Annotated in this window: 16 protein-coding genes; 8 read left to right on the top strand and 8 right to left on the bottom strand. The window is 74.6% G+C overall.

Annotation, left to right across the window (positions count from 1 at the left end; genetic code table 11):
- Nucleotides 1–52: 52 nt before the first annotated feature.
- The 3 genes from ACIRVF_RS25185 to ACIRVF_RS25175 form a co-directional block, all read right to left on the bottom strand.
- Nucleotides 53–454: a pyridoxamine 5'-phosphate oxidase family protein gene (locus tag ACIRVF_RS25185; protein WP_402821917.1), complete on the bottom strand. Its 402-nt coding sequence runs from the start codon at nucleotides 452–454 to the stop codon at nucleotides 53–55.
- Nucleotides 455–517: 63 nt separating this feature from the next.
- A complete protein-coding gene (locus ACIRVF_RS25180; protein WP_402821914.1) occupies nucleotides 518–1,147 on the bottom strand; it encodes an MBL fold metallo-hydrolase in 630 nt (209 codons plus the stop codon).
- Complete coding sequence (locus ACIRVF_RS25175) at nucleotides 1,147–2,232, bottom strand: S-(hydroxymethyl)mycothiol dehydrogenase (RefSeq protein WP_402821911.1); 1,086 nt, start codon at nucleotides 2,230–2,232, stop codon at nucleotides 1,147–1,149. The genes ACIRVF_RS25180 and ACIRVF_RS25175 overlap by 1 nt, the downstream gene beginning before the upstream one ends.
- A gap of 620 nt (nucleotides 2,233–2,852) precedes the next feature.
- Between ACIRVF_RS25175 and ACIRVF_RS25170 the strand changes: the two genes are divergently transcribed.
- From ACIRVF_RS25170 to ACIRVF_RS25160, 3 genes are all read left to right on the top strand, one after another.
- Complete coding sequence (locus ACIRVF_RS25170) at nucleotides 2,853–4,073, top strand: cytochrome P450 (RefSeq protein ID WP_402821908.1); 1,221 nt, start codon at nucleotides 2,853–2,855, stop codon at nucleotides 4,071–4,073.
- Entirely contained in the window at nucleotides 4,070–4,327 is a 258-nt protein-coding gene (locus ACIRVF_RS25165; RefSeq protein ID WP_402821905.1) for a ferredoxin, read from the top strand. The genes ACIRVF_RS25170 and ACIRVF_RS25165 overlap by 4 nt, the downstream gene beginning before the upstream one ends.
- Before the next feature lie 214 nt (nucleotides 4,328–4,541).
- Nucleotides 4,542–5,738, top strand: coding sequence for an MFS transporter (locus ACIRVF_RS25160; RefSeq protein WP_402821902.1), 1,197 nt, complete (start codon nucleotides 4,542–4,544; stop codon nucleotides 5,736–5,738).
- Here the strand turns inward: ACIRVF_RS25160 and ACIRVF_RS25155 are convergent.
- The 5 genes from ACIRVF_RS25155 to ACIRVF_RS25135 all read right to left on the bottom strand — a co-directional run bounded on the left by ACIRVF_RS25155 (nucleotide 5,707) and on the right by ACIRVF_RS25135 (nucleotide 10,303).
- Entirely contained in the window at nucleotides 5,707–6,648 is a 942-nt protein-coding gene (locus ACIRVF_RS25155) for a LysR family transcriptional regulator (RefSeq protein ID WP_402821899.1), read from the bottom strand. The genes ACIRVF_RS25160 and ACIRVF_RS25155 overlap by 32 nt on opposite strands.
- A 37-nt stretch (nucleotides 6,649–6,685) precedes the next feature.
- Nucleotides 6,686–7,396, bottom strand: coding sequence for a hypothetical protein (locus tag ACIRVF_RS25150; RefSeq protein ID WP_402821896.1), 711 nt, complete (start codon nucleotides 7,394–7,396; stop codon nucleotides 6,686–6,688).
- Nucleotides 7,393–7,962, bottom strand: a complete 570-nt coding sequence (locus ACIRVF_RS25145; protein WP_402821893.1) for a hypothetical protein — start codon at nucleotides 7,960–7,962, stop codon at nucleotides 7,393–7,395. Before ACIRVF_RS25145 ends, ACIRVF_RS25150 begins: the two co-directional genes overlap by 4 nt.
- A 42-nt stretch (nucleotides 7,963–8,004) precedes the next feature.
- A complete protein-coding gene (locus tag ACIRVF_RS25140) occupies nucleotides 8,005–9,243 on the bottom strand; it encodes a phosphotransferase family protein (protein WP_402821890.1) in 1,239 nt (412 codons plus the stop codon).
- A 76-nt stretch (nucleotides 9,244–9,319) separates the two neighbouring features.
- Nucleotides 9,320–10,303 (bottom strand): LuxR C-terminal-related transcriptional regulator, encoded by a 984-nt coding sequence (locus ACIRVF_RS25135; protein ID WP_402821887.1) that lies wholly within the window; start codon nucleotides 10,301–10,303, stop codon nucleotides 9,320–9,322.
- A 372-nt stretch (nucleotides 10,304–10,675) separates the two neighbouring features.
- On the opposite strand from ACIRVF_RS25135, the gene ACIRVF_RS25130 reads away from it, so the two are divergent.
- The 5 genes from ACIRVF_RS25130 to ACIRVF_RS25110 all read left to right on the top strand — a co-directional run.
- On the top strand, nucleotides 10,676–11,920 hold the full coding sequence (locus ACIRVF_RS25130) for an IS256 family transposase (RefSeq protein ID WP_402821885.1): 1,245 nt from the start codon (nucleotides 10,676–10,678) through the stop codon (nucleotides 11,918–11,920).
- Nucleotides 11,921–12,158: 238 nt separating this feature from the next.
- A complete protein-coding gene (locus tag ACIRVF_RS25125) occupies nucleotides 12,159–12,317 on the top strand; it encodes a hypothetical protein (RefSeq protein ID WP_402821882.1) in 159 nt (52 codons plus the stop codon).
- 106 nt (nucleotides 12,318–12,423) lie between these two features.
- Nucleotides 12,424–12,636, top strand: coding sequence for an MbtH family protein (locus tag ACIRVF_RS25120; RefSeq protein ID WP_030280678.1), 213 nt, complete (start codon nucleotides 12,424–12,426; stop codon nucleotides 12,634–12,636).
- 127 nt (nucleotides 12,637–12,763) lie between these two features.
- Nucleotides 12,764–22,561: an amino acid adenylation domain-containing protein gene (locus ACIRVF_RS25115; protein ID WP_402821879.1), complete on the top strand. Its 9,798-nt coding sequence runs from the start codon at nucleotides 12,764–12,766 to the stop codon at nucleotides 22,559–22,561.
- A gap of 78 nt (nucleotides 22,562–22,639) precedes the next feature.
- Nucleotides 22,640–24,369 (top strand): condensation domain-containing protein (locus ACIRVF_RS25110; protein WP_402821876.1); only part of this gene is annotated, 1,730 nt, incomplete at its 3' end.

Raw genomic sequence — 24,369 nt, 5'->3', positions numbered from 1 at the left:
CGCAGAGCCGAGTGGGCAGCGGGCGGAGCCGAGTGAGCAGCGGGGAGGAGCGTCAGGCGCGGCCGAGGACGCGCTGGACGGTGATCTCGATGACCACCCGGTCCGGGTTCTCCCGCGGGGTGCGGTAGCGCTCGGCGTAGCGGCGCTCGGCGTCCGCGACCTGTGCGGGCTCGTCGCGCAGGACGGCGGTGCCCTCCAGCGTGGACCAGCGGGCCCGGTCGACCTGGCAGACCGCGACCGGCAGGCCTTCGGGCCCGGCCGCCGCGACGTTGCGGGCCTTGCGGCTGGTGCGGCTGGTGATGACCCGGGCCGTGCCGGTCGCCGGGTCGAAGGTGACGCCGACCGGCACCACGTGCGGCGTCCCGTCCGGGCGGCTGGTGGTCAGGGTGGAGATGTGCCGCTCGCGCCAGAAGGCGAGGAAGGCGTCGTCGAGGTCGCGCGGGTCGTGGGCCATGATCGCGATGGTACGGCCCCCGGGGAGTGATCAACTCCCCGGGGGCCGTACCGGTTCGGGGCGTCAGTGGCCGCGGGCGATCCACTCCGGCAGGGCCGGGGCCTCGGCACCGATCGTGGTCGGGTCGCCGTGGCCGGTGCGCACCACCGTGTCGGCCGGGAGGGACAGCAGTCGCTCCCGGATCGAGTCGATGATGGTCGGGAAGTGCGAGAACGAGCGGCCGGTGGCACCCGGGCCGCCCTGGAACAGGGTGTCGCCGGTGAACACCGTGCCCAGCCCGGGCGCGTAGAGGCAGACCGCGCCGGGCGCGTGGCCGGGGGTGTGCAGCACGGTCAGCTCGGTGCCGGCCACCGCGATCCGCTGGCCGTCGGCGAGTTCGCCGTCCGGGAGCCGCTCGGGGTGGGTGAGCTTCCACAGCGGGAGGTCGTCCGGGTGCAGCAGGATCGGAGCTCCGGTGCGCGCGGCCAGCTCCGGGGCGGCGTCCACGTGGTCGTTGTGGGCGTGGGTGGAGACGATCGCCAGCAGCCGGCGGCCGCCGAGCGCGGCCTCGATGGCGTCGGCGTCGTGCGCGGCGTCGATCACCACCGCCTCCTCGTCGTCACCGACGATCCAGACGTTGTTCTCCACCTCCCAGCTGCCGCCGTCGAGTTCGAAGGTCCCGGCGGTGACCAGCCGGTCGATCCGGGCGGCCATCAGAACACCACCACCGAGCGGAGCACGTCGCCGTGGTGCATGCGCTCGAAGGCCTGCTCCACCGCGTCGAGTTCGATGGTCTCGGTGACGAAGGCGCCGAGGTCCAGGCGACCCTGGAGGTACAGGTCGATCAGCATCGGGAAGTCCCGGGAGGGCAGGCAGTCGCCGTACCAGGAGGACTTGAGCGCGCCGCCGCGGCCGAAGACGTCCAGCAGCGGGAGTTCGAGCGTCATCTCGGGGGTCGGCACGCCGACCAGGACGACAGTACCGGCGAGGTCCCGGGCGTAGAAGGCCTGCTTGTACGTCTCGGGGCGGCCGACGGCCTCCACCACGACGTCCGCGCCGTTGCCGCCGGTCAGCTCGCGGATGGCCTCGACCGGGTCGGTGGTGCGGGAGTTGACGGTGTGGGTCGCGCCGAGCCTGCGGGCCGTCTCCAGCTTGCGGTCGTCGATGTCCACCGCGATGATCCTCGACGCGCCGGCCAGCCGGGAGCCCATCACGGCCGCACCGCCGACGCCGCCGCAGCCGATCACGGCGACGGTGTCGCCACGGCCCACGTTGCCGGTGTTGATCGCGGCGCCGAGGCCGGCCATCACGCCGCAGCCGAGCAGGCCGGCGACGGCCGGCTCGGCGGCCGGGTCGACCTTGGTGCACTGGCCGGCCGCGACCAGGGTCTTCTCGGCGAAGGCGCCGATGCCCAGCGCCGGGGACAGCTCGGTGCCGTCCAGGAGGGTCATCTTCTGCTCGGCGTTGTGGGTGTTGAAGCAGTACTGCGGTCGGCCGCGCCTGCAGGCGCGGCACTGGCCGCACACCGCGCGCCAGTTGAGGACGACGAAGTCGCCGGGCTCGACCTCGGTCACGCCCTCGCCGACCGACTCCACGACGCCTGCGGCCTCGTGGCCGAGCAGGAACGGGAACTCGTCGTTGATGCCGCCCTCGCGGTAGTGGAGGTCCGTGTGGCAGACGCCGCAGGCCTGGATCCGGACGACCGCCTCGCCCGGCCCCGGGTCCGGCACCACGATCGTGGTCACCTCCACGGGCGCGCCCTTGGCACGCGCGATGACTGCCTTGACCTGCTGGGCCATCCGATTCCACCTCCGTCGTGCCGATGCGGCTCTGCACCGGCGTGACCTGCGACAAACGACTGCAGAAGGACTGCAGAAGGACTGTAGGGGCACTGTAGGAGCCCCGCTGAAAGACTGCCCACGAAGGGTAGCGCCCGCCCGGTCGGCCGCCGACGCGGCGCCCGCCCCCGCGCGGCCCGGCGGCGAGGGGCGCGCGGGTGGCGCTGAGCGCCCGTCAGCGTGCTACGAACTGCCCGGAAAGCACCGCCGTTGGCTGGAAGTGCCGCAGACGGGTGCCCCGGCGTCCACGTACGGTCGTAGCTGAGACGGTCCACGCGACCACGCTCAGCACATCCGTCCCACCTGACGGCACGCCACCGCGCGCCGCGCGTGCCGGGCGCGCACCGACCGTACGCCCCCGCACGTTTCGCGCCATCCGGCGCCGCACAGCGCCATCCGGCGCACGGCCCGCGCCCCCGCGCGGGCAGTTCCCCCGGCCTCACCGCACCGCCCCGGCACCACCCGCACCGCCGGCCCTGAGTCGAGCCGCCACCGGCCGAACCGCCCGTCCCCGCACCACACCCCGGATCCACCCCCCGTCGGGCCGCCCAGCGGCCCCTGCCCTGGAGTCTGGAGTACGGATGTCCACCGAGAACAGTGCGACCGGTGCCGGCACCGGCACCGCCCCGCTCCCCCCGATGCACTGCCTGCGCCACCTGGACCCCGGCCCGCCCCGGCTCGCCGCGCTGCCCACCGGCACCCCGGTCTGGCTGGTGAGCCGGCACGCCGACGTCCGCCAGGTGCTGACCGACCCGCGGCTGGGCCGCGCCCCGCTGTACGCGTCGGACGCCCCGCCGCTCATGGTCACGCCGAACATCCTGGACGACCCGCAGAGCATGCTGAACATCGACGGCACCGAGCACCAGCGGCTGCGCCGCACCGTGCAACGGGCGTTCACCCCGCGCGCGATCGCCCGCTGGAAGCCCTGGGTGGCCTCGGTGGTCGAGTCGCTGATCGACGAGCTGATCGACCGGGGCTCCCCCGCCGACATCGTCGGCGCCTACACCCGGCCGCTGCCGGTCGCGGTGATCAGCCGTCTGATGGGCCTGGACAACCTCGACAGCAAGCGGCTCGCGCACTGGAGCGACCACGCGCTCTCCACCACCGCCTACAGCGCCGAGGCGATCGCCACCGCGATGACCGAGTTCGCCGCCTTCGGCGCCGAGGTGATCGCCGAGCGCCGAGCCGCGCCGGGCGAGGACCTGGTCAGCAGCCTGCTCGCGGCCGCCACCGAGGACGGCTCGATCACCGAGGGCCAGCTGATCGCGCTGGTCATCGGCCTGGTGGTGGCCGGGCACGAGACCACGATGACCAGCCTCGGCAACGCCCTGGTCTACCTGCTCCAGGACGGCCACGAGGCCTGGCGGCGGCTCGCCTCCGACGAGGCCAGCGCGGCCGCCGCGACCGAGCAGATCCTGCGGGCCGTCCCGCTCGGCGACGCCGCGGAGCACATGCCCGGGCTGCTGCGCCGCACGGTGGAGGACGTCGAGATCGGCGGGGTGGTCATCCCGGCCGGCAGCGTCGTCGCCGCCGACACCGGCTCCGCCAACCAGGACCCGGAGGTCTTCACCGGGGACCTGCGCACCGAGCTGTTCTCCCCCCTGGCCGCGCCGATGCTCACCTTCGGCGCCGGACCGCACCACTGCCTGGGAGCCTGGCTGGCCCGGATGGAGCTGGAACTCGCCCTGCACCGGCTCGCCCGCCGGCTGCCCTCGCTGCGGATGGCCGACCCGGTCGAGGACATCGACTGGCGGCGCGGGCTGCTCACCCGCAGTCCCAACGCGCTGCGGGTCACCTGGTGACGGGCTCCGCCGAGACGGAGCAGGTGGTGGTCCGGGTCGACCGGGACCGCTGCATCGGCTCCGGGATGTGCGCCCTGAGCGCCCCCGAGTCGCTGGCCCTGGACGCCGACGGACGGGCCCGGCCGGTGGCCGGGTACGCCGACGCGGGCGCGGAGCTGACGGACGGGCTGGCCGAGGCGGTGGAGTACTGCCCGGTCGAGGCGCTGGCCCTCCACTCGGCGCGCGGAGGCCACCGGATCGCCCCGCCGGACTGACCGCCCCGGTGCCGCCTGCCGCACCCCGCGCCAGGCGGCACCGGGCATCGCCGACCCGTCGGATGACCGCCCCACCGCCCGTATTGCCCGTCTGCCCGTATTGCCCGACTGCCCGACTGCCCGACTGCCCGACTGCCCGATCGATGAGCCCGGCTAATCGACCGATGAGCCATTCGATCTTGTTCGACCGTCCGCCCGCTGATGAGCTGACCGCATGACGAACGCGGAAGCCCTCGCACCTCCGACCGCCCCGCCCACCGGCCACCGCTGGTCGCCCCTCCTCGCCGTCGCCCTGGCCACCTTCACCGTGGTGTCCTCCGAGATGATGCCGGTCGGCCTGCTCACCCCCATGTCCCACAGCCTCGGCGTCTCCGACGGCACCACCGGCCTCTCCCTCACCATCACCGGCCTGATCGCCGCCGTTCTCTCCCCCTTCACCCCCGTGCTCGTCGGGCTGCGCGACCGCAGGGCCGTACTGATCGCCTTCGTGCTGCTGCTCGGGCTGGCGAACGCGATCAGCGCGCTCGCACCGGACTTCCTCCTGCTGGCCCTCGGCCGCGTCCTGCTCGGCGCCGCGATGGGCATCGTCTGGGGGCTCGCCGCGAGCCTCGGCCCGCGCCTGGCCGACGGACCGCGCACGGCGCTCGCCATGACGCTGATCTTCTCCGGTGTCTCGATCGCCTCCGTGCTCGGCGTCCCGCTCGGCACCTACCTCGCCGCGCTGCTCGACTGGCGCGCCGCGTTCTGGGCGCTCGCCCTGCTCGGCGTCCTCTCCGCCGCCGTGCTCGCCGTCACCCTGCCTTCCCTGCCCGTCACCGAGCGCGGCCGACTGAGCGGCCTCACCGATGCCCTGCGCAACCGGGGCGTCGCCGCCGGTACCGGCATCACCGCGTTCGTCGTGCTCGGCCACTTCGCCGGCTACACCTACGTCCGCCCGGTGCTGGAAGCCGACGCGGGCCTGAGCAGCGGCGTCATCGCCACCTGCCTGCTGGTGTACGGGCTGGCCGGCGTCGCCGGGAACTTCATCCTCGGCCCGCTGTCCGGCACCCACCCGAAGCTCGCCGTCGCCCTCGCCCTCTCCGGCGTCGCCCTGGCCGCCGCCGTGCTGCCCTCCGCCACCGGCGGCGTCGTCACCGTGCTGCTCGCCCTGGTCGTCTGGGGCGCCTCGTACGGCGGGGTCTCGGTCGCCACCCAGACCTGGGTCCGCACCGCCGACCCGAACCGGATCGAGGCCTCGGCGGCCCTGTGGGCGGGCGTGTTCAACGCGAGCATCGCACTCGGCTCGCTGGCCGGCGGGCTGGTCGTGGACCACGCCGGGGACCGCGCCGTCCTGTTCACCGCCGCCGCGCTGGCCGCCGCCGGACTGCTGCTCACCGCCGTCACCCGCCCGGTCCGCACCCGGCTCGGCTGACCTCGGCCACCAGCAGTTCCACGAACCGGCCGGCCAACCGGTGCGGCCGGTCCCCCCTCTGCACCAGCTGCAGGGCGGTCGGCTCCAGCTCCGGCACCGGCAGGTAGCGGATGTCCGGCCGCGGCACGTACCGCGCGCCGGCCCGGCACAGCAACAGCCCGTGGCGGGTGCTGGCCACCATCGACAGCCCCTCCTGCACGGTGGCGGCGCCCGCCGGATACGTCAGCTCCCGCCCGCTCGGCGCGCGCCGCGGGGCGTTGGCCAGCCGCCAGTACTCGGGCGCCGCGCCGCGCGGCTCGATCAGCGGCAGCGCGGCGAGCTCCTCGACCGGGACGCTCTCCGCCGACGCCAGCCGGTGCCCGGCGGCCACCGCGACGACGACGGGCTGCCGGGAGAACTCCAGCAGCACCTCCAACCCCGGCTCCCGGCACGGGGCGAGCGCGATCGCCAGATCGATCCCACCCCGGCCGAGGTGCGAGAACGGATCCCCCCAGGGCAGCTCCACCAGCTGCGCGACGCCCTCCGGCAACCGCCCGATCGCGCGCGCCACCGGCTCGTACACCGCGCACTGGAAGCCGATCCGCAACGGCCGGCCGGTGACCGCGGCCCGCGCCCGGGCGTCCTCGTACCCCGCGCGCAGCTGGGCGAAGGCGGGCACCACCTGCTCGGCCAGTCCCCGGCCCAGCTCGGTCAACTCGACCCGGCGGCTGGTGCGTTCGAACACCGGCGCGCCGACCCGGCCCTCCAGCCGCTTGATCAGCTGGGAGACCCGGCCCTGCGAGAGCCCGAGCAGCTCCGCGGTCCGTCCGAAGTGCAACTGGTGCACCAGGACGGAGAAGCACTCCAGCTCCTGCAACGGCAGCTCGGACAACACCGGCCACGGCCCCGGCTTCGGCGGCGTACGTTCCACCCGGGCAGCTTATGCCGTGGACACCGGCCCTCCTCCCTCAGCTCTGCAGCAGACGGTTGAAGAAGGTGCGGTACTGCTGGAGGGCGACCCGCAGCTCCTCGGTCTCGACCTCGTCGCCCCGGTTCCACTGGCCTTCGAGACTGCTGCGGCGGTCGGCGAAGGACGCGGCCAGTCGCTGCATGAGGTCGGCGACGAGGGCGTCCGCGGTGTGGACGGCCTCGCGGGGATCGTCGACGAAGTCCGTCTGCACCTGCTGCCAGCGCTCGCGCAGCTCCTGGGTCTCCGCCTCCGGGAGCAGCGGCTCGCGGTCGGAGCTGCGGCCCTCGTCCGACCGGTCCGGCATCTCGCCCTCCTCGGCCCGGGTCGTGCGGGCACCTGCCTCGTCGGGGCCGCCACCGGCGCCGGTGGTGCCGGTCGTGCCAGGGGCCTCGGTCGTGCCGGCCGTGTCCGTCGTGCCGGTTGTGCCGGCGCTGCCGGGGGCCTCGGTCGTGCCGGCCGTCCCCGCGATGTCGGCGGTGCTGGTCGTACCTGTCGTGTCGGTCGTGTCGGTCGTGTCGGTCGTGTCGGTCGTGTCTGTCGTACCGGCGTCGCCGGTGGCCTCGCCCGGGAAGACGGCCCGCTGCCCTTCCTCCCGGGGCTCGGTTTCCTCCTGCTCGGCCCCGGTCCGCTGTTCCTCCTCGATGGCGGCGGCCTTCTCGCTGGTCATCCGCCCCTTGTGGTCGAAGTGCATGTGTGACATCTCGGTCATCTCCTTTCGGCCCCGCGGTCCCGGCCCGGGGGCTCGTCACCGTTCAGGAGCTCCGCGAACAGCGCGCGGTAGTGCACCATCGCGCCCCGGAGTTCCTCTGTGGTGGCGTCGTCCCGTCGGGCCGAGGCGTTGGTCGCGTGGGCCGCACGGTAGTGCTCCAGCGTCCGTCCGTGCTCGACGGACAGGTCCCGGAGCTGCTGTTCGTAGCCCTCGGTGGGATAGCCGCGGTCGTGCATCAGCAGGGTGACCAGCCGGTCGGCGTGCTGGACGGCTTCGCCCGGCTGGTCGACGAACTCCTGCTGGACCCGCTTCCAGTCCTCGGCGTACCGCTGTCTCGCGTCCGGTGGCAGCGGCGTGATCTGCAGCTGGTCGTGGCGCTGTTCCCGCTCCCGCAGGTCCCGCTCGGCGGCCCGCTGGCTGCCGGTACGGCGGACGGCCTGCTCGTACTCCGGGCCGAACCGCTGTTGCAGCCGGCGGCGGCGGTTCACGTACCACAGCACCACGGCGGCCAGGATCAGTACGACCACCACGGGGACGATGATCGCGATGAGGGTCCCGGTTGACATCAGGTCCTCCCTCGTCCTTCGGTGCCCAGCCGCTGCCCACATTCAGCAGGTCGAAACGTCCGCCGCCAGAACGGCGCGCAGTTCGGCGGCCGGGTCGCCCTCGTGGTACGGACGCTCGCTGGGCTCGATGTGGTCCAGGAACTCCTGGTACCGCAGGGCGTAGGACAGGTGGTACAGCGGCTCGGCGAGTTCGAGGGCGCGGCACGGGTCCGAGCCGGGGGCGTGCTCGCGCCAGGCTGTCGTCCAGACCACGGCGGCGTGCTGCCAGGCCTCCGGGGTCAGGTAGGCGCGGGGGCGCAGACCGTCCAGGGCCGGGTGGCCGAGGCAGGCGTCGGCGTAGTCGACCGCGACCGGGCGGCCGTCGTTGGTGCGCCAGTTCCCGGGGTGGAAGTCTCCGTGCAGCAGCGTCTCAGGGAGCCCGCAGGCGGCCAGTTCGTCCAGCAGCGCGGGCAGCCGGGCGGCGAAGTCCGACAGCCGCCGCTGTTCCCCGGCCGTCAGGTCGGTTTCGGCGGGGAGCCGGTCCAGCAGCGCCGTGAACTGGGCGTGCAGCGCGGTGGGGGTGCGGTCGCGCAGGCCGGCGAGCGCGCTCGGGCGGCCGGCCAGGGCCGCCTGGGCGGCGACGAAACGCGGGAGGACGTCGGCGACGGTCCCGGCGGACGGGCTCCAGCAGTCCTCGCCGGGGATGTGGTCGAGCAGCAGCCGGCCGTGGGCCGGGTCGGCGGCGAGGACGGCCGGGACGAGCGAGGGGTCGGCGGCGCCGAGCAGCGCGATCACCTCCCCCTCGCGCGCGTTGAACCGCGGGCTGGTGGTCTTCAGCCAGGCGTCGGTGCCGGTGGCGGTGGGGAGGCGGAAGAGGGCGGACAGGTTCCAGGTCCGGATCTGCCGCGCGGCCCCGGCCGGTCGTCCCACGGCGGCGAGTCGGGTCCGCGCCCAGGCCAGCGCCTCGCGCAGGCCCTCGGGCGTGGCCCAGGCGGCGCGTCGGGCGGCGGGCGCCAGCAGGGCGGCCGTCCCGCCGTCCAGCGGGCGGGGTGCGAGGGCGGTCGGCCGCCGGAGCGCCTCGGCGTGGTAGCGCACCCGGCCGCCGTGGCCCGGGTCCGCGCTGTGCCCGTCGACCAGTCTGGTCACCAGCACCGGCACTCCGGCCAGTTCCGTCGCCCGCGCGACGACGCCGTCCACCGAGGACCACCATCCGAGGTCCGCCTCGAACGGACCCAACTGCCCGTAGTACTCGTCCTCATGGGTGAGATCGACCGTCACGGTCCGGCTGTTCGCTCGCTGCATCCGGGCAGCTTCGCCGACCGGCCCGTGGGACGCGAACGAATTTCCGGCCGCGCCGCGGCATCCGTCCGACGTGGCGTCAGAGTTCGTCTAGCGGTTCGTCCAGCACGCCCTCGCGCGCGATGATGTAGCCGAGGTGCCCGCGGCTGCGGCTGCCGAGGAGCTCGCTGGCCTTCTGGATGTGGCTGGAGACGGTGCGGGTGCTCATGCCCAGGCGGGAGGCGATGGCCTCGTCGGTGAAGCCGTTGACCATCAGCCGCAGCACGTTGCGGCGGGTGCGGTCGGTGAGCAGCCGGGGGCGGTGGTGGCCCTCCAGGTAGGTGACCGGCTCGGCGCGTTCCCACATCAACTCGTAGATCTTGAGCAGGTACTCGACCAGCGGTGGGAACTGGATGAGCACCGCGGCGGCCTCGCGCTTGGCGCCGGCCGGGATGAAGGCGGTGGAGCGGTCGCAGATGATGACCCGGTCGAAGACCTCGTTGAGGGTGCGCACCTGGGCGCCGCGGGCGGTGACCTGCTCGATGTAGGCGAGCGTCGGGCCGTGCGAGCGCACCGTGTGCTGGTAGAGGGTGCGTTGGCGCACTCCGCGTTCGGCGAGGGCGAGGTCGCGCGGGAGGGCGTCGGCGAGCTGGTCGGCGCCGCGGCCGCCGCCGGGCTGGGCGGTGCGCAGTTCCTCGGTGCAGGCGGCGACGGCCTTCTCCAGCGCGGGGCTGATCTCCTCGCCGGCCAGCAGGCGGATCGGGAGCTGGGCCTGTCTCATCACGTCCCGGTAGGCCTGCTCGGCGGCGGTGAAGGCGGTGCGCAGTTCGGCCAGTTGCTCCTGGTGGGCCAGTACGGCCAGTTCGAGCGGCCGGGCCAGGCCGGTGACCGCCAGGTCGGGCGGGACGGGAGCGAGCCGCTGCCCGGCGCCGGGCAGGGTGCGCAGCAGGCCCATGCTGAGCAGGCACTCGGGGGCCTGTCCGGCGGCGCCGCCCTCGGCGAGGGCGGTCCGGTAGTACTCGATACCCCGGTCACAGAGTTGGGGTGTCCCCTTTTCCGTGCAGGTGTCCTGGGATACGCACATCTGGGCATCCTTCCGGCTTCGGCATTGCGCTTTCACGAATGCCCGCACCGGCTACAGCCAGGCATCCGAAAGGGCAGGATGGTGCCTGCCTGCTGTTCGGACGCATCCCCCCCGGGCCACGACAGCCGCGAGTGTACGCCCTGAAGGCGCGGAAATCAGCGGTTCACGGCGAAACCGGGCATGCCCGGAAACGGCGTCCGACGGTGGTGACGGCGAGGACGACCGTACCCGGCTCCGGTGACGGGCGGATGGCCGCCGCATTGCACGCGTCGACCCGTCAGGGCGGCCGGAGCGAACAGCCGGTGGACCGGCCGGCCGACGGACGGAGGACACCCCTTGTTGCGAGTTGATCCCGATCCGCAGCCCCCAACCGTGGACCTGGCCGAGCTGGTGGACCAGCGGCTGGTGCGGCAGCTCGCGGAGGCCGCCGCCGCGCAGGTCGGTTCCGGCGCGGTGCAACTACTGGGCGAGGGCGGGCTGTTGCAGGCACTCGCCAAGCAGTTGATCGAGCGCGCCCTGGAGCTCGAACTCCAGGAGCACCTGCGCGGGGCCGGCACCAACAGCCCGGCCGGCGCCAACGGCCGTACGGTCGCCGGGCGTCCCGGTGGCCCCAACGGCCCGAACGGGGCGCGGGCCAGGCGGCTGCTCACCGAGATCGGACCGGTGGACGTGCGGGTGCCGCGCGACCGTGACGGCAGCTTCGCGCCCCGCACGGTACGGCCGCGGGCCCGCCGGCTGCCGGGCCTGGACCGGCTGGTGGTCTCGCTCACCGCGCGCGGACTCAGCTCGGGCGAGCTGGTGGCGCACCTGGCCGAGGTGTACGGCGTGGAACTCAGCCGGGAGACCGTCTCGGTGATCACCGACCAGGTGCTCGACGAGCTCGCCGACCGGCGCGGGCGCCCGCTGGACCCGGTCTACCCGGTGGTCTTCCTCGACTCGGTGCGCAGCGGCCGCTCGGGCGGCCCGCTGGTGCACCTGGCGGTGGGGATCTCCGCCGACGGTCTGCGCGAGGTGCTGGGCCTGTGGCCGGCCTCGGACGGGGAGCACTGGCCGGAGGTGCTGGCCGGGTTGGCCGAGCGCGGGGTGCGCGAGGTCTGGGTGCTGGTGGGTGACGCGGGGGCCGGGCTGGTCGAGGCGGCGGCCTCGGCGTGGCCGCGCACGGTGGTGCACACCTCGGTGGCCCACCTGCTGCACGCCGCGCTGCGGCACGCGCCGGGCGAGGACTGGAGCGGGCTGGCCCGGACCCTGCGCGAGATCTGCACGGCGCCGACCGAGGCGGCGGCGCTGGAGCGGCTGGGCCGGGCCGAGCGGGAGTGGGGCCCGGGTCACCGGGAGGTGTTCCGGGTGTGGCGGGCGGCCTGGCCGCTGCTGGCGCCCGGGTTCCGGTTCGGCCCCGAGGCGCGGCGGGTGCTCGCGGGCGGGGGCGCGCTGGAGCGGCTGCACGCCCGGTTGCGCCGGATCGAGCAGGCGGCGGGGCGGGTGCGGGACGAGCGGGCGGCGCTCAAGCGGGTCTACCTGGCCACGCTGGCCCTGGAGTCGCCGGCCGGGGCGGGTCGGCCGTGGGCGGGGGACTGGCCGACCGTGCGGGAGGAGCTGCGGCGGGGCTCCCGGCACTGACCCGGTTCCGGGCGGTGGCCAGGGCCTGCGCATGCCTCGCCTCCCACCACTGATCTGACAGAACCAGGTGTTCTTTGCATCAGATCTGCCCGTTTTTGACACAGTCTGTTCACGCTTCCGGTTCCCGCATTGCGTGATCCCGATAACGGCCAGAGCTTCCACGCCAGTTTGAGCCTCGGCAGGATTCGTTCACAGCGAGGAGCGCACACACCGCCCGCCGCAGGAAGAGGAATTCGCCATGACGGATCTTGCCGCTCGCATTCACAAGATGCTCGGGATTCTGGCCGTTCTGCTGGTTGCCGTGGTCGGCCTCCAGAGCCACCCCGGACCGTACCAGTCCGCCGCTGCCGCCGGGCCCTCGGCCATGCACGGGGACGACTCCGGCTGGGGGCCGTGAACACGTCAAAAATGAGCCGGTAACGGTGAATCGACATGGTCCGTTCACCGCGCTCCGACGTAATTCCCCCCTCCTCGTAATTCTCCGAACAGAGAGGAAACCGACGATGGCGAACCCCTTCGAGGACCCCGAGGCCGAGTACCTCGTCCTGGTCAACGACGAGGGCCAGCACTCGCTGTGGCCGGTCTTCAGCCCGGTGCCCGACGGCTGGCAGCGGGTCTTCGGCGCCGCCGCCCGCCAGGACTGCGTCGACTACGTCGAGCAGCACTGGCAGGACCTGCGGCCGAAGAGCCTGGTCGCCCACCTGTCCGGCCACTGACCGCGGCGCCGGGCCGGCGCCGCCCCACCAGCACCACCCCACCGCACGCTCCGCCGGCCGCCCGGACACCCCGGGCCGACCGGGCCGACCGCCCCGCGGGTCAAGCCGCAACGAGGGAGAGACGCACATGTCCGGGGACCAGCAGACGCACAGAGCCGATCCGCGGCCGGTATCGGCCGAGGTGCTGTGTCGACTGTTCGCGGAGGTGCTCGGCCGGGAATCGGTCGACCCCGCGGCGGGCTTCTTCGAGCTGGGCGGTGACCGGCCCGCCGCGGTGCGGCTGCTGGCCCGGGTGCGGGCCGAGCTCGGCTTCCGCGTGCCGCTGCCGCTCCTGCTGGACGCCCCCACCCCGTCCGCGCTGGCCACCCGGCTGGCCGACCGGGCCCCGGCCCGCCCCGACCCGCGCCCCACCCTCACCGACCTGGTCGACGCCCAGGTCTCCCGCACCCCGCAGGCCCCCGCGCTGTACGCGGACGACACCACCCTCACCTACGCCGAGCTGGACGCCCGCGCCAACCGGCTGGCCCGGGTGCTCACGGACCGCGGCCTGGGCACCGAGGACGTCGTCGCCCTCGCCCTGCCCAAGTCCCCCGAGGCCGTCGCCGCGATCCTCGCCGTGGCCAAGACCGGCGCGGCCTGGCTCCCCGCCGACCCGGCCTACCCGGCCGAGCGGCTGCGCCACATGCTCACCGACTCCCGCGCCGCCCTGGTGCTCACCACCGCCGCCACCGCAAAGCGGCTGCCCGACACCGGCGCCCCCCGGCTGCTGCTGGACTCCCCCGAACACCTCGCCGCGCTCGCCGGCCGGCCGGGCACGCCCTTCACCGCCGAGGAGCGGGTGCGGCCGCTGAGCGCCGGGAACACCGCGTACGTCATCTACACCTCCGGCTCCACCGGGGTGCCCAAGGGCGTGGCCGTCACCCACACCGGCCTGCCCAGCATGATCGGCACCCAGGTCGCCGCCACCGGGGTCGGCCCCGGCAGCCGGGTGCTCCAGGCCGCCTCGCTCAGCTTCGACGTCTCCGTCTCCGACCTCGCGGTGGCCCTGACCACCGGCGCCGCGCTCGTCCTCCCCCACGAGCAGAGCCAGCTGGTGGGCGACGCGCTGGCCGCCCTGATCGACCGGTACGGCGTCACCCACGCCGACGTCGCCACCGCGATGGCCGCCACCCTGCCGGACACCCCACTGCCCACCCTGCGCACCCTGATCGGCGGCGGCGAGGCCATCCCGCGCGAGCTGGCCGCCCGGCTCGGCCGCGACCGGCTGATGCTCAACAGCTACGGGCCGACCGAGACCACCGTCATCGTCACCATGAGCCGGCCGCTCACCGGCACGGAGCAGCCCCCGATCGGCCACCCCTGCCAGGACGTACGCGTCCACGTGCTGGACGAACGGCTGCGCCCGGTCGGGCCGGGCGCCGTGGGCGAGCTGTACGTCTCCGGCCCGCACCTGGCCCGCGGCTACCTGGGCCGCCCCGGCCTGACCGCCGACCGCTTCGTCGCCTGCCCGTTCGGTGAACCCGGGGAACGGATGTACCGCACCGGCGACCTCGGCAGCTACCGGCCCGACGGCCAGCTGGACTTCCTCGGCCGGGCCGACGACCAGGTGAAGATCCGCGGCTTCCGGGTGGAGCTCGGCGAGATCGAGCAGACCCTCTCCGCCCACCCCGGGGTGCGCCAGGCCGTGGTGCTGGTGCGCGAGGACCGCCCGGGCGAGCGCCGGCTGGTCGGCTACACCGTCGGCGCCGCCGACCCGGCCGAACTGCGCGCCCACTGCACCGAACGGCTGCCCGACCACATGGTGCCCACCGTCGTGGTGCTCGACCGGCTGCCGCTCACGCCCAACGGCAAGGTCGACAAGCGCGCCCTGCCGGCTCCGGTGTTCGGCGCCGGCGAGGAGAGCGGCCGGCCCCCCGCCGGGGAGCTGGAGCACACCCTCGCCCGGCTCTTCGCCGAGGTGCTGGGGATCCCCCGGGTCGGCGTCACCGAGTCCTTCTTCGAGCTCGGCGGCGACTCCATCGTGGCCATCCAGCTGGTCTCCCGGGCCCGGCACGCCGGGCTGCAACTCACCCCGCGCGCGGTCTTCGACGCCCCGAGCGTCGAGGCCCTGGCCCGGCTCGCCCGCCCGCTGGAGGGCCCGGTCGCGGTCGAGCCCGAGGGGGCCGGCCTGGGCGAGGTGCCGCCGACACCCATCGTGCACTGGCTGTCCGAGCAGCGCGGCGCCGTCGAGAGCTTCTACCAGTCCACCCTGCTCACCCTCCCCGCCGGGACGGCGACCACCGACCTGGTCGCCGCCCTGCAGGCCCTGCTGGACCATCACGACGCCCTCCGGGCCCGTACCTCCCCGCTCGCCGAGCGCCCCTGGACCCTGCACGTCCCCGCCCCCGGCTCCGTACCCGCCGAGTCCGTGCTGCGCACCGCGGCCGGCCCGGCCACCGCGCGGGCGCTGCGCGCCGAGACCGGGGCCGCCCGCGACCGACTCTCCCCCGAGGACGGCCGGATGCTCCAGGCCGTCCGCTTCGACGCCGGTCCGGAACTGCCCGCCCAGCTGCTGCTGGTGATCCACCACCTGGTGGTCGACGGCGTCACCTGGCGCATCGTCGAGGAGGACCTGCTCGCCGCGCTCGCCGCCGTCCGCGAGGGCCGGGAGCCGGCGCTGCCGCCGGTGCCCACCTCCTTCCGCCGCTGGGCCCAGCGGCTCACCGCCGAGGCCCGCACCGACCGCCGGGCCGCCGAACTCCCCTTCTGGCAGGCCACCCTGGCCACCCCGGACCCACTGCTCGGCACCCGCCCTCTCGACCCCGCCCGGGACACCTACGCCACCGAGGGCACCCTGCGCCTGGTGCTGCCCGCCGGCACCACCCAGGCGCTGCTCACCCGGGTCACCGCCGCCTACCACGCCCAGGTCAACGACGTCCTGCTCACCGCGCTGGCCCTCGCCCTCGGCCACTGGCGCGGCGCGGACCCGGCCGGGCCGGACGGCGCGGTGCTGCTCAGCCTGGAGGGGCACGGCCGCGAGGAGGTCGTCGACGGAGTCGACCTGCACCGCACCGCCGGCTGGTTCACCTCCGTGTACCCCGTACGGCTCGCCCCCGGGGCACTGCCCTGGTCCGAGGTCACCGCCGCCGGCCCCGAACTCGGCCGCGCCCTCGGGCGGGTGAAGGAGCAGCTGCGCGCCGTACCGGACAACGGCATCGGCTACGGGCTGCTGCGCCACCTCAACCCGGCCACCGCCGAACTTCTCGCCGGGTACGCCGAGCCGCAGGTCGAGTTCAACTACCTGGGCCGCTTCCAGCCCGAGGGCGTCACCGCCGAGGACGTGCTCGCCGGCGCCGAGGCGATGACCGAAGGCGCCGCCCCGGGCCTGGCGCTCGGCCGGGTCCTCGGCCTCGACGCCACCACCGTCGACACCCCGCAGGGCCCGCTGCTGGTCGCCCAGTGGTCCTGGGCCGGTGAACTGCTCACCGAGCAGCGGGTCCGCACCCTCGCCGAGGCCTGGTTCACCGCGCTGGGCGCCCTCGCCGAACACGCCGAACGGCCGGACGCCGGCGGGCACACCCCCTCCGACTTCCCGCTGGTCGCCCTCGGCCAGGAGGAGCTCGACCGGCTCGCCGAACTCCACGCCCCCGCCGCCCTGGTGGACGTCTGGCCCACCTCCCCGCTCCAGCAGGGCATGGCCTTCCACGCCGCGTACGACACCGACGGCGCCGACGTCTACACCTCCGTCTGCACCTTCGACCTGACCGGCCCCGTCGACGCCGAACGGCTGCGCGCCGCCGCCGAGGCGCTGCTGCTGCGCCAGCCCAACCTCAAGGCCGGCTTCCACCAGCGCCCCGACGGGCCGCCCGTCCAGGCCGTCCCGGACCGGGTCGAACTGCCCTTCACCGTCCTCGACCTGACCGCCCACGCCGACCCGGCGGCCGAGGCCGACCGGATCGCCGCCGCCGAGTACGGCCGCCGCTTCGACCTCGCCCGGCCGCCGCTGCTGCGCTACACCCTGCTCACCCTGGCCCCCGGCCGCCACCGGCTGATCGCCGCCGCCCACCACATCCTGCTGGACGGCTGGTCCACCCCGCTGTTCGCCGAGGAGCTGTGGGCCCTGTACTTCCGGCAGCCGCTGCCCCCCGCCGCCCCCTACCGCGAGTACCTGCGCTGGATCATCCGGCGCGACGGCGCCGCCGCCCGCACCGCCTGGGCCGAGGCCCTCGCCGGAGTGGACGAGCCCACCCTGCTCGCCGCGGGCCGCACCCCCGCCACCCCGCGGCTGCCGCTGCGCCAGCACACCGGTCTCACCCCAGAGGCCACCGAGGCGCTCGGCCGCACCGCCCGCCGCTACGGCGTCACCCTCAACACCCTTGTCCAGGCCGCCTGGGGTGTGCTGCTGGCCCGGCTCACCGGGCGGGAGGACGTGCTCTTCGGCACCACCGTCTCCGGCCGGCCGCACGACCTGCCGGGTGTCGAGCGGATGATGGGCCTGCTGATCAACACCGTGCCGGTGCGGGTCACCCTCGACCCGGCCGAGAGCTGGGGGCAGCTGCTGCTGCGCCTGCAGCACGAGCAGTCCGCGCTGCTCGACCACCAGCACCTCAGCCTCACCGAGATCCAGCAACTCGCCGGACTGGGAAGCCTGTTCGACACCGTCACGGTCTACGGAAACTACCCGGACCCGTCCGCCCTGGACGAGGCCGACCCGAGCGGCGCCACCCACGTCACCCTGGTCGAGGACGTCGACAGCGCCCACTACCCGCTGCTGCTCGCCCTCACCCCCGGCGACGGCCTCCAGCTGCGCCTGGACCACCAGCCGGACGCCTTCACCCCCGTCGAGGCACGCGCCCTGCTGGACCGCTTCCTCGCCCTGCTCGACCGGATCGTCGCCGACCCGGCCGAACTCGTCGCCGCCGTCGACGTGCTGACCGGGAAGGAGCGCGAGCAGCTGCTGTCCGACTGGCACGGGCCCGTCGCCGAGCTGCCGCCGGGGGCGGTGCCGGAGCTGTTCGAGGCCCGCGCCGCCGCGACGCCGGAGGCGGTCGCACTGGTCGCCGACGGCGAGGAGCTGACGTACGCCGAACTCAACGCCCGGGCCAACGGCTTGGCGCTACGACTGGTCCGGGCGGGGGCGGGCGTCGAGACACCGGTGGCGGTGCTGCTGGAGCGCTCCGCCGCCCTGGTGGTCGCCCTGCTGGCGGTGCTCAAGGCCGGTGGCACGTACGTGCCACTGGACGACGCCCAGCCCGAGGAGCGTCTGCGGGCCGTCCTCGCCGACGCGGGCGCCACCATCGCCGTCACCGACCGCGCCCACCCCGCCCTGGCCGGCCTCACCACGCTCGCGGTCGGCGACGAGACCGCCGAAAACCTCGAACTGTCCATCGCTGCGGACCAATTGGCGTACGTGATGCACACCTCCGGCTCGACCGGCAGGCCGAAGGGCATCGGCGTCACCCACCGCTCCGTCGTCGACCTCACGCTCGGCGGGGCGTTCAGCCACGACGGCCACGCGCGCGTGGCCGTGCACTCGCCGACCGCCTTCGACGCCTCCACCTACGAGTTCTGGACCCCGCTGCTCTCCGGCGGCCGCCTGGTGATCGCCCCGCCCGGGCGACTCGGCATCGCCGAGCTGGCGGACGTGCTCGGCCGGCAGCAGGTCTCCGGCGCCTTCGTCACGGTCGGACTCTTCAACCTGCTGGCCGCCGAAGCCCCGCAGTCCCTCGCCGGAATGCGAGAGGTCTGGACCGGCGGGGACATCGCCTCGCCCGCCGCCATGCGCCGGGTCCTGGAGACCTGCCCGGGCCTGCGGCTGGTGCACGTCTACGGACCCACGGAGACCACGACCTTCGCCACCCGCCGATCGATGACCTCCCCCGACGAGGTCCCCCCGGCCGTGGTGCCGATCGGCCGCCCGCTGCCCAACACCCGGGCGTACGTGCTGGACTCCGGGCTGCGCCCGGTGCCGGTGGGCGTCCCCGGTGAGCTGTACCTCGCGGGCGACGGACTGGCCCGGGGCTACGTCGGCCGGCCGTCCCTGACCGCAGAGCGCTTCGTCGCCTGCCCCTTCGGCGAGCCCGGCGCCCGGATGTACCGCACCGGCGACATCGCCCGCTGGACCACCACGGGCGAACTGGAGTTCGTCGGCCGAGCGGACAACCAGGTCAAGGTCCGCGGCTTCCGGATCGAACTCGGCGAGGTCGAGGCCGCGTTCACCGCCCACCCGGCCGTCGGCCAGGCGGCCGCCGTGGTCCGCGAGGACCGGCCGGGAGACAAGCGCCTCGTTGCCTACGCCACCGGCGGGGCGGCCGCCGAGGAGCTGCGGGCCTTCGTCGCCGAGCGCCTGCCGGCCTACATGCTCCCCGCCGCCGTCGTCGTCCTGGACGCCCTGCCCGTCACCCCCAACGGCAAGGTCGACCGCCGCGCCCTGCCCGCCCCCGACTACCGCGGCACCGAGGGCCGCGCACCGCGCACCGCGACCGAACGGGAACTGTGCCGACTCTTCGGCGACGCCCTCGGGCTGCCCGAGGTGAGCATCGACGACGACTTCTTCGACCTCGGCGGGCACTCCCTCCTCGCCACCAAACTGGTCAGCCGCATCCGCGCCACCCTCGGCGCGGAGCTGCCGATCCGCACCCTCTTCGACCACCCCACCGTCGCCGCCCTGGCCACCGCGCTGCCCGTCTCCGGACCGGCCCGCCCGGCCCTGCGGCCCGCCGACCGGCCCGCACTCGTCCCGCTCTCCCCCGCGCAGCAACGCCTCTGGTTCATCGAACAGTTCGAGGGACCGAGCGCGCTCTACAACACGCCCGTCGCGGTCCGGCTGACCGGCGCGGTCGACCTCCCCGCCCTTGAGCTGGCGGTAGGGGACGTCGTGGCCCGGCACGAGGTTCTGCGCACCCTCGTCCCCACCACCGACGGCCAGCCCCACCAGCTGGTCACCGAGGCTCCCCGACTTCCCGTACGGGCCGTGCCGGTGGCCACCGAGGAGGAGCTGCGCACCGCCCTGGCCGGGGCCGGCGGCCAGGTCTTCGACCTCGCGACCGAACTCCCGGTCCGCTGCACGCTGTTCTCCCTGCCGCACGACGAACACGTGCTGCTGGTCCTGATGCACCACATCGCCGGCGACGGCTGGTCCGTCGCCCCGCTCTTCCGCGACCTGGCCGCCGCCTACCGGGCCCGCACGGCCGGCGCCGCACCGGACTGGCGGCCACTGCCCGTCCAGTACGCCGACTACGCCCTCTGGCAGCGCGAACTCCTCGGCACCCAGGAGCAGCCCACCGCCCTGCTGACCGGGCAGCTCGCCCACTGGCAGCAGGCCCTGGCCGACGCCCCGGAGGAGCTGGCGCTCCCCTACGACCGTCCGCGCCCGGCCCGGCCGAGCCACCGGGGCGGGCTGGCGGAAGCCACCATCGACGCCGAACTCCACTCCGTGCTGACCGAGTTGGCCGGAGCGCAGCACGCCAGCCTGTTCATGGTCCTGCAGGCCGCGGTCGCCACCCTCTACACCCGTCTCGGCGCCGGCACCGACCTTCCGCTCGGCACCCCCGTCGCCGGACGCGGCGACGTCGCCCTGGACGACCTGGTCGGCTTCTTCGTCAACACCCTGCTGCTACGCACCGACACCGACGGCAACCCGACCTTCCGCGAGCTGCTGGAGCGCGTCCGCCGCACCGACCTGGACGCCTTCGACCACCAGGACATCCCCTTCGAGCGCATCGTCGAGCAGCTCAACCCGACCCGCATCCCCGGCCGCCACCCGCTCTTCCAGACCCTGGTCGCCCTGGAGAGCCGCGTCGCGGTGCCCACCGCCTTCGGCGACCTGGCCTGCGCCGAGCACCCCTTCGAACTCGACGTGGCCAAGTTCGACCTGTCCTTCCGCTTCACCGAGCAGGGGCCCACCCGGCGGACGTTCGCGGGCCCGGCACGATCCGCCGGACAGGCCCCCAGCCCCCGGGCCGGCCTCACGGTCGCCGTCGAGTACGCGACGGACCTGTTCGACGCCACCACCGCGACCGCTCTCGCCGAGCGGCTGCTGCGGGTGCTGCGCGCCGTCGCGGCCGACCCCGACGCGCCGATCGGCGGCATCGACATCCTGAGCGCGGCGGAGCGCGAGCAACTGCTCACCGGCTGGAACGACACCGCCGTACCCGTCCCGGACGCCACCCTGCCGGAGCTGTTCGAGGCCCGGGTCGCCGCCGCTCCCGATGCCGTCGCCCTGGTCTCCGGTGCGGAACATCTGAGCTACGCCGAACTGGACTCCCGGGCCGAGCACCTGGCCGCCCACCTGGCCGAGGCCGGGGTCGGCGCCGAGACCCCGGTGGTCCTGCTGATGGACCGCTCCGCCGAGCTGGTGACGGCGATCCTCGCGGTCACCAAGGCCGGCGGCACCTACGTCCCGCTGGACGACCGGCACCCGGCCGAGCGGCTGCGGCAGATCACCGCCGAGACCGGCGCGGCGCTCGTCCTGGTCGACCCCGCCCACCAGGACCATCCGCTGGCCACCGACGCCCCCTGCCCCGTCCTGGCAGTCACCGAGGACCGGTTCGACGGCCCGCGCCGCCGGCGCACCCGCCGGGCCACGCCGCACCCGGAGCAGCTCGCCTACGTGATGTTCACCTCCGGCTCCACCGGCAAGCCCAAGGGCATCGCCATCACCCACCGGGACGTGGTGCAGCTCGCCTCGGACCCGTGCTGGCGGCACCCCGACGGGCTGCGGGTCCTCTTCCACGCCCCGCACGCCTTCGACGCCTCGACGTACGAGCTGTGGGCGCCGCTGCTCTCCGGCGGCCAGGTGGTCGTCGCGCCGCGGGGCGACCTGGACGCCGCCGCCATCGGCGGGCTGGTCCGGGCCCACCGGCTCACCCATGTGCACGTCACCGCGGGACTGTTCCGTGTGATCGCGGAGGAGGAGCCGGGCGTCTTCGACGGTGTGCGCGAGGTGCTGACGGGCGGGGACGTGGTCTCCGCGCCCGCCGTCCGCCGGGTGCTGGCGGCCGTCCCGGGGATCGGGGTGCGGGTGCTCTACGGCCCGACCGAGATCACCCTCTGCGCCACCCAACTGCCGCTCCCCTCGGCCGGGTCGGTGCCGGACCTGGTGCCGATCGGCCGCCCCATGGCCAACACCCGGACGTACGTGCTGGACGACACCCTCCGGCCCGTCCCGGCCGGGGTGCCCGGCGAGCTGTACATCGCCGGCGCGGGCCTCGCCCGGGGCTACGTCGGGCGCCCGGACCTCACCGCCGAGCGCTTCGTCGCCTGCCCCTACGGCGAGCCCGGGAGCCGCATGTACCGCACCGGCGACATCGTGCGCTGGAGCACCGACGGCGTCCTGGAGTTCCTCGGCCGCGCCGACGACCAGGTCAAGATCCGCGGCTTCCGCATCGAACTCGCCGAGGTCGAGGCCGCGTTCACCGCCCACCCCGGCGTCGGCCAGGCCCTCGCCCTGGTCCGCGAGGACCAGCCCGGCGACAAGCGCCTCGTCGTCTACGTCACCGGCGGGGCCACCCCCGGCGAACTGCGCTCCTTCGTCACCGACCGCCTGCCCGCCTACATGCTCCCCGCCGCCGTCGTCGTCCTCGACGCCCTGCCGGTGACCGGGAACGGCAAGGTCGACCGCCGCGCCCTCCCCGCCCCCGACCACACCCGCGCACCGGAGGGCCGAGCCCCCAGGACGGCCCGGGAGCAGAGCCTGTGCGAACTGTTCGCCCAGGTGCTCGGCCTGGCCACGGTCAGCATCGACGACGGCTTCTTCGACCTGGGCGGCCACTCGCTGCTCGCCACCAAGCTGGTCAGCCGCATCCGCTCCGCCCTCGGCGTCGAGATGTCGATCCGCACCCTCTTCGACCACCCCACGGTCGGCGAGCTGGCCGGCGCACTGCCCGCGGCCCGCAAGGCCCGGCCCGCCCTCAGGCCGATGCGCCGGCCCGGCAGCCCGTCCTAGGTCGCGCGCGCCACCGGCCGTCCCCGGTGGCCCGACCGCCACGTCCCCGCTCAGCACGTCACCCGCCGGAGGCAGACCTTGATCCCGTTGTCGTTCGCGCAGCAGCGGCTGTGGTTCATCGAACAGCTCGAAGGCCCGAGCGCGCTCTACAACACCCCGTTCGCCGTCCGGCTGACCGGCGAGATCGACGCCGCCGTCCTCACCCTGGCCCTGCGTGACGTGCTCGCCCGGCACGAGGTGCTGCGCACCACCTTCCCGGCCACCGACGGCCGGCCGCGGCAGGCGATCGCCGAGCCGGACGGCCCCGCCGTCGCGTCCTTCGAGGTGGCCACCGTGGCGGTGGCCGACGAGAGCGAGCTGACCGCGGGGGTGGACCGGGCGGTGCGGCACGTCTTCGACCTCGCGGCCGAACTGCCCGTCCGCTGCACCCTGTTCTCGCTCCCGGCCGAGGAGCACGTGCTGCTGGTGCTGATGCACCACATCGCCAGTGACGCCTGGTCCGTCCCGCCGCTCTTCCGCGACCTGGACACCGCCTACCGGGCCCGCCGGGCCGGTGCCGAGCCGCAGTGGGAGCCGCTGCCCGTCCAGTACGCCGACTACACCCTCTGGCAGCAGGAGGTGCTCGGCACCGAGGACGACCCGGAGAGCGTGCTCGCCACCCAACTCTCCTACTGGCAGGGCGTCCTGGCCGAGGCGCCCGAGGAGCTGGCGCTCCCGTACGACCGGCCGCGCCCGAACGCGCCCAGCCGTCGCGGCGGCGCCGCCGACCTCACCCTGGACGCCGAACTGCACGCGGCGCTCGTGGAGTTGGCGGCAGCGGAGCGCGTCAGCCTGTTCATGGTGCTGCAGGCCGCGGTGGCCGCGCTGTACACCCGGCTCGGTGCGGGCACCGACCTCCCACTGGGCACGGCCGTGGCCGGACGCACCGACGAGGGCCTCGACGACCTGGTCGGCTTCTTCGTCAACACCCTCGTCCTGCGCACCGACACCTCCGGCGACCCGAGCTTCCGCCGGCTGCTGGAGCGCGTCCGACAGCTCGACCTGGACGCCTTCGACCATCAGGACATCCCCTTCGAGCGCATCGTCGAGCAGCTCAACCCGGCCCGCACCCCGGCCCGCCACCCGCTGTTCCAGACCATGCTGACGCTGGACAGCGACGAGGACCTCCCCTCCGACTTCGCCGGACTCGCCTGCCGGGAGCACCTCCTCGACCAGCGGCTGGCCAAGTTCGACCTGTCCTTCGCCTTCGTCGAGCAGCACGACGCCGACGGGGTCGCCAACGGCCTGGGCGGAGCCGTGGAGTACGCGGCCGACCTGTTCGACCACGCCACCGCCGCCACGCTGGGCGAGCGCCTGGTCCGGGTGCTGCGGGCGGCGGCCGCCGACCCCGACGCGCCGATCGGCACGATCGACGTCCTGAGCGCGGCGGAGCGCGAGCAGCTGCTGACCGGCTGGCACGGGCCCGTCGCCGAGCTGCCGCCGGGGGCGGTGCCCGAGCTGTTCGAGGCGCAGGCCGCCGCGACGCCGGAGGCGGTCGCGCTGGTCTTCGGCGGCGAGGAGCTGACGTACGCCGAACTCAACGCCCGGGCCAACGGCTTGGCCGTACAGCTACTGGAGTCGGGGGTCGGCACCGAGACACCCGTCGCCCTGCTGCTGGAGCGTTCGGCGGCCCTGGTGGTGGCGATCCTGGCGGTGCTCAAGGCCGGCGGCACCTACGTGCCGCTGGACGACGCCCAGCCCGAGGAACGGCTGCGGGCCGTGCTCGCCGACGCGGGCGCCACCATCGCCGTCACCGACCGCGACCACCC

Origin of the sequence: Kitasatospora sp. NPDC101157, from assembly GCF_044768255.1 — a bacterium.
GTDB lineage: Bacteria > Actinomycetota > Actinomycetes > Streptomycetales > Streptomycetaceae > Kitasatospora.
The sequence above is the reverse complement of the archived record's forward strand: the minus strand, read 5'-3'. Positions and strand labels throughout refer to the sequence as shown.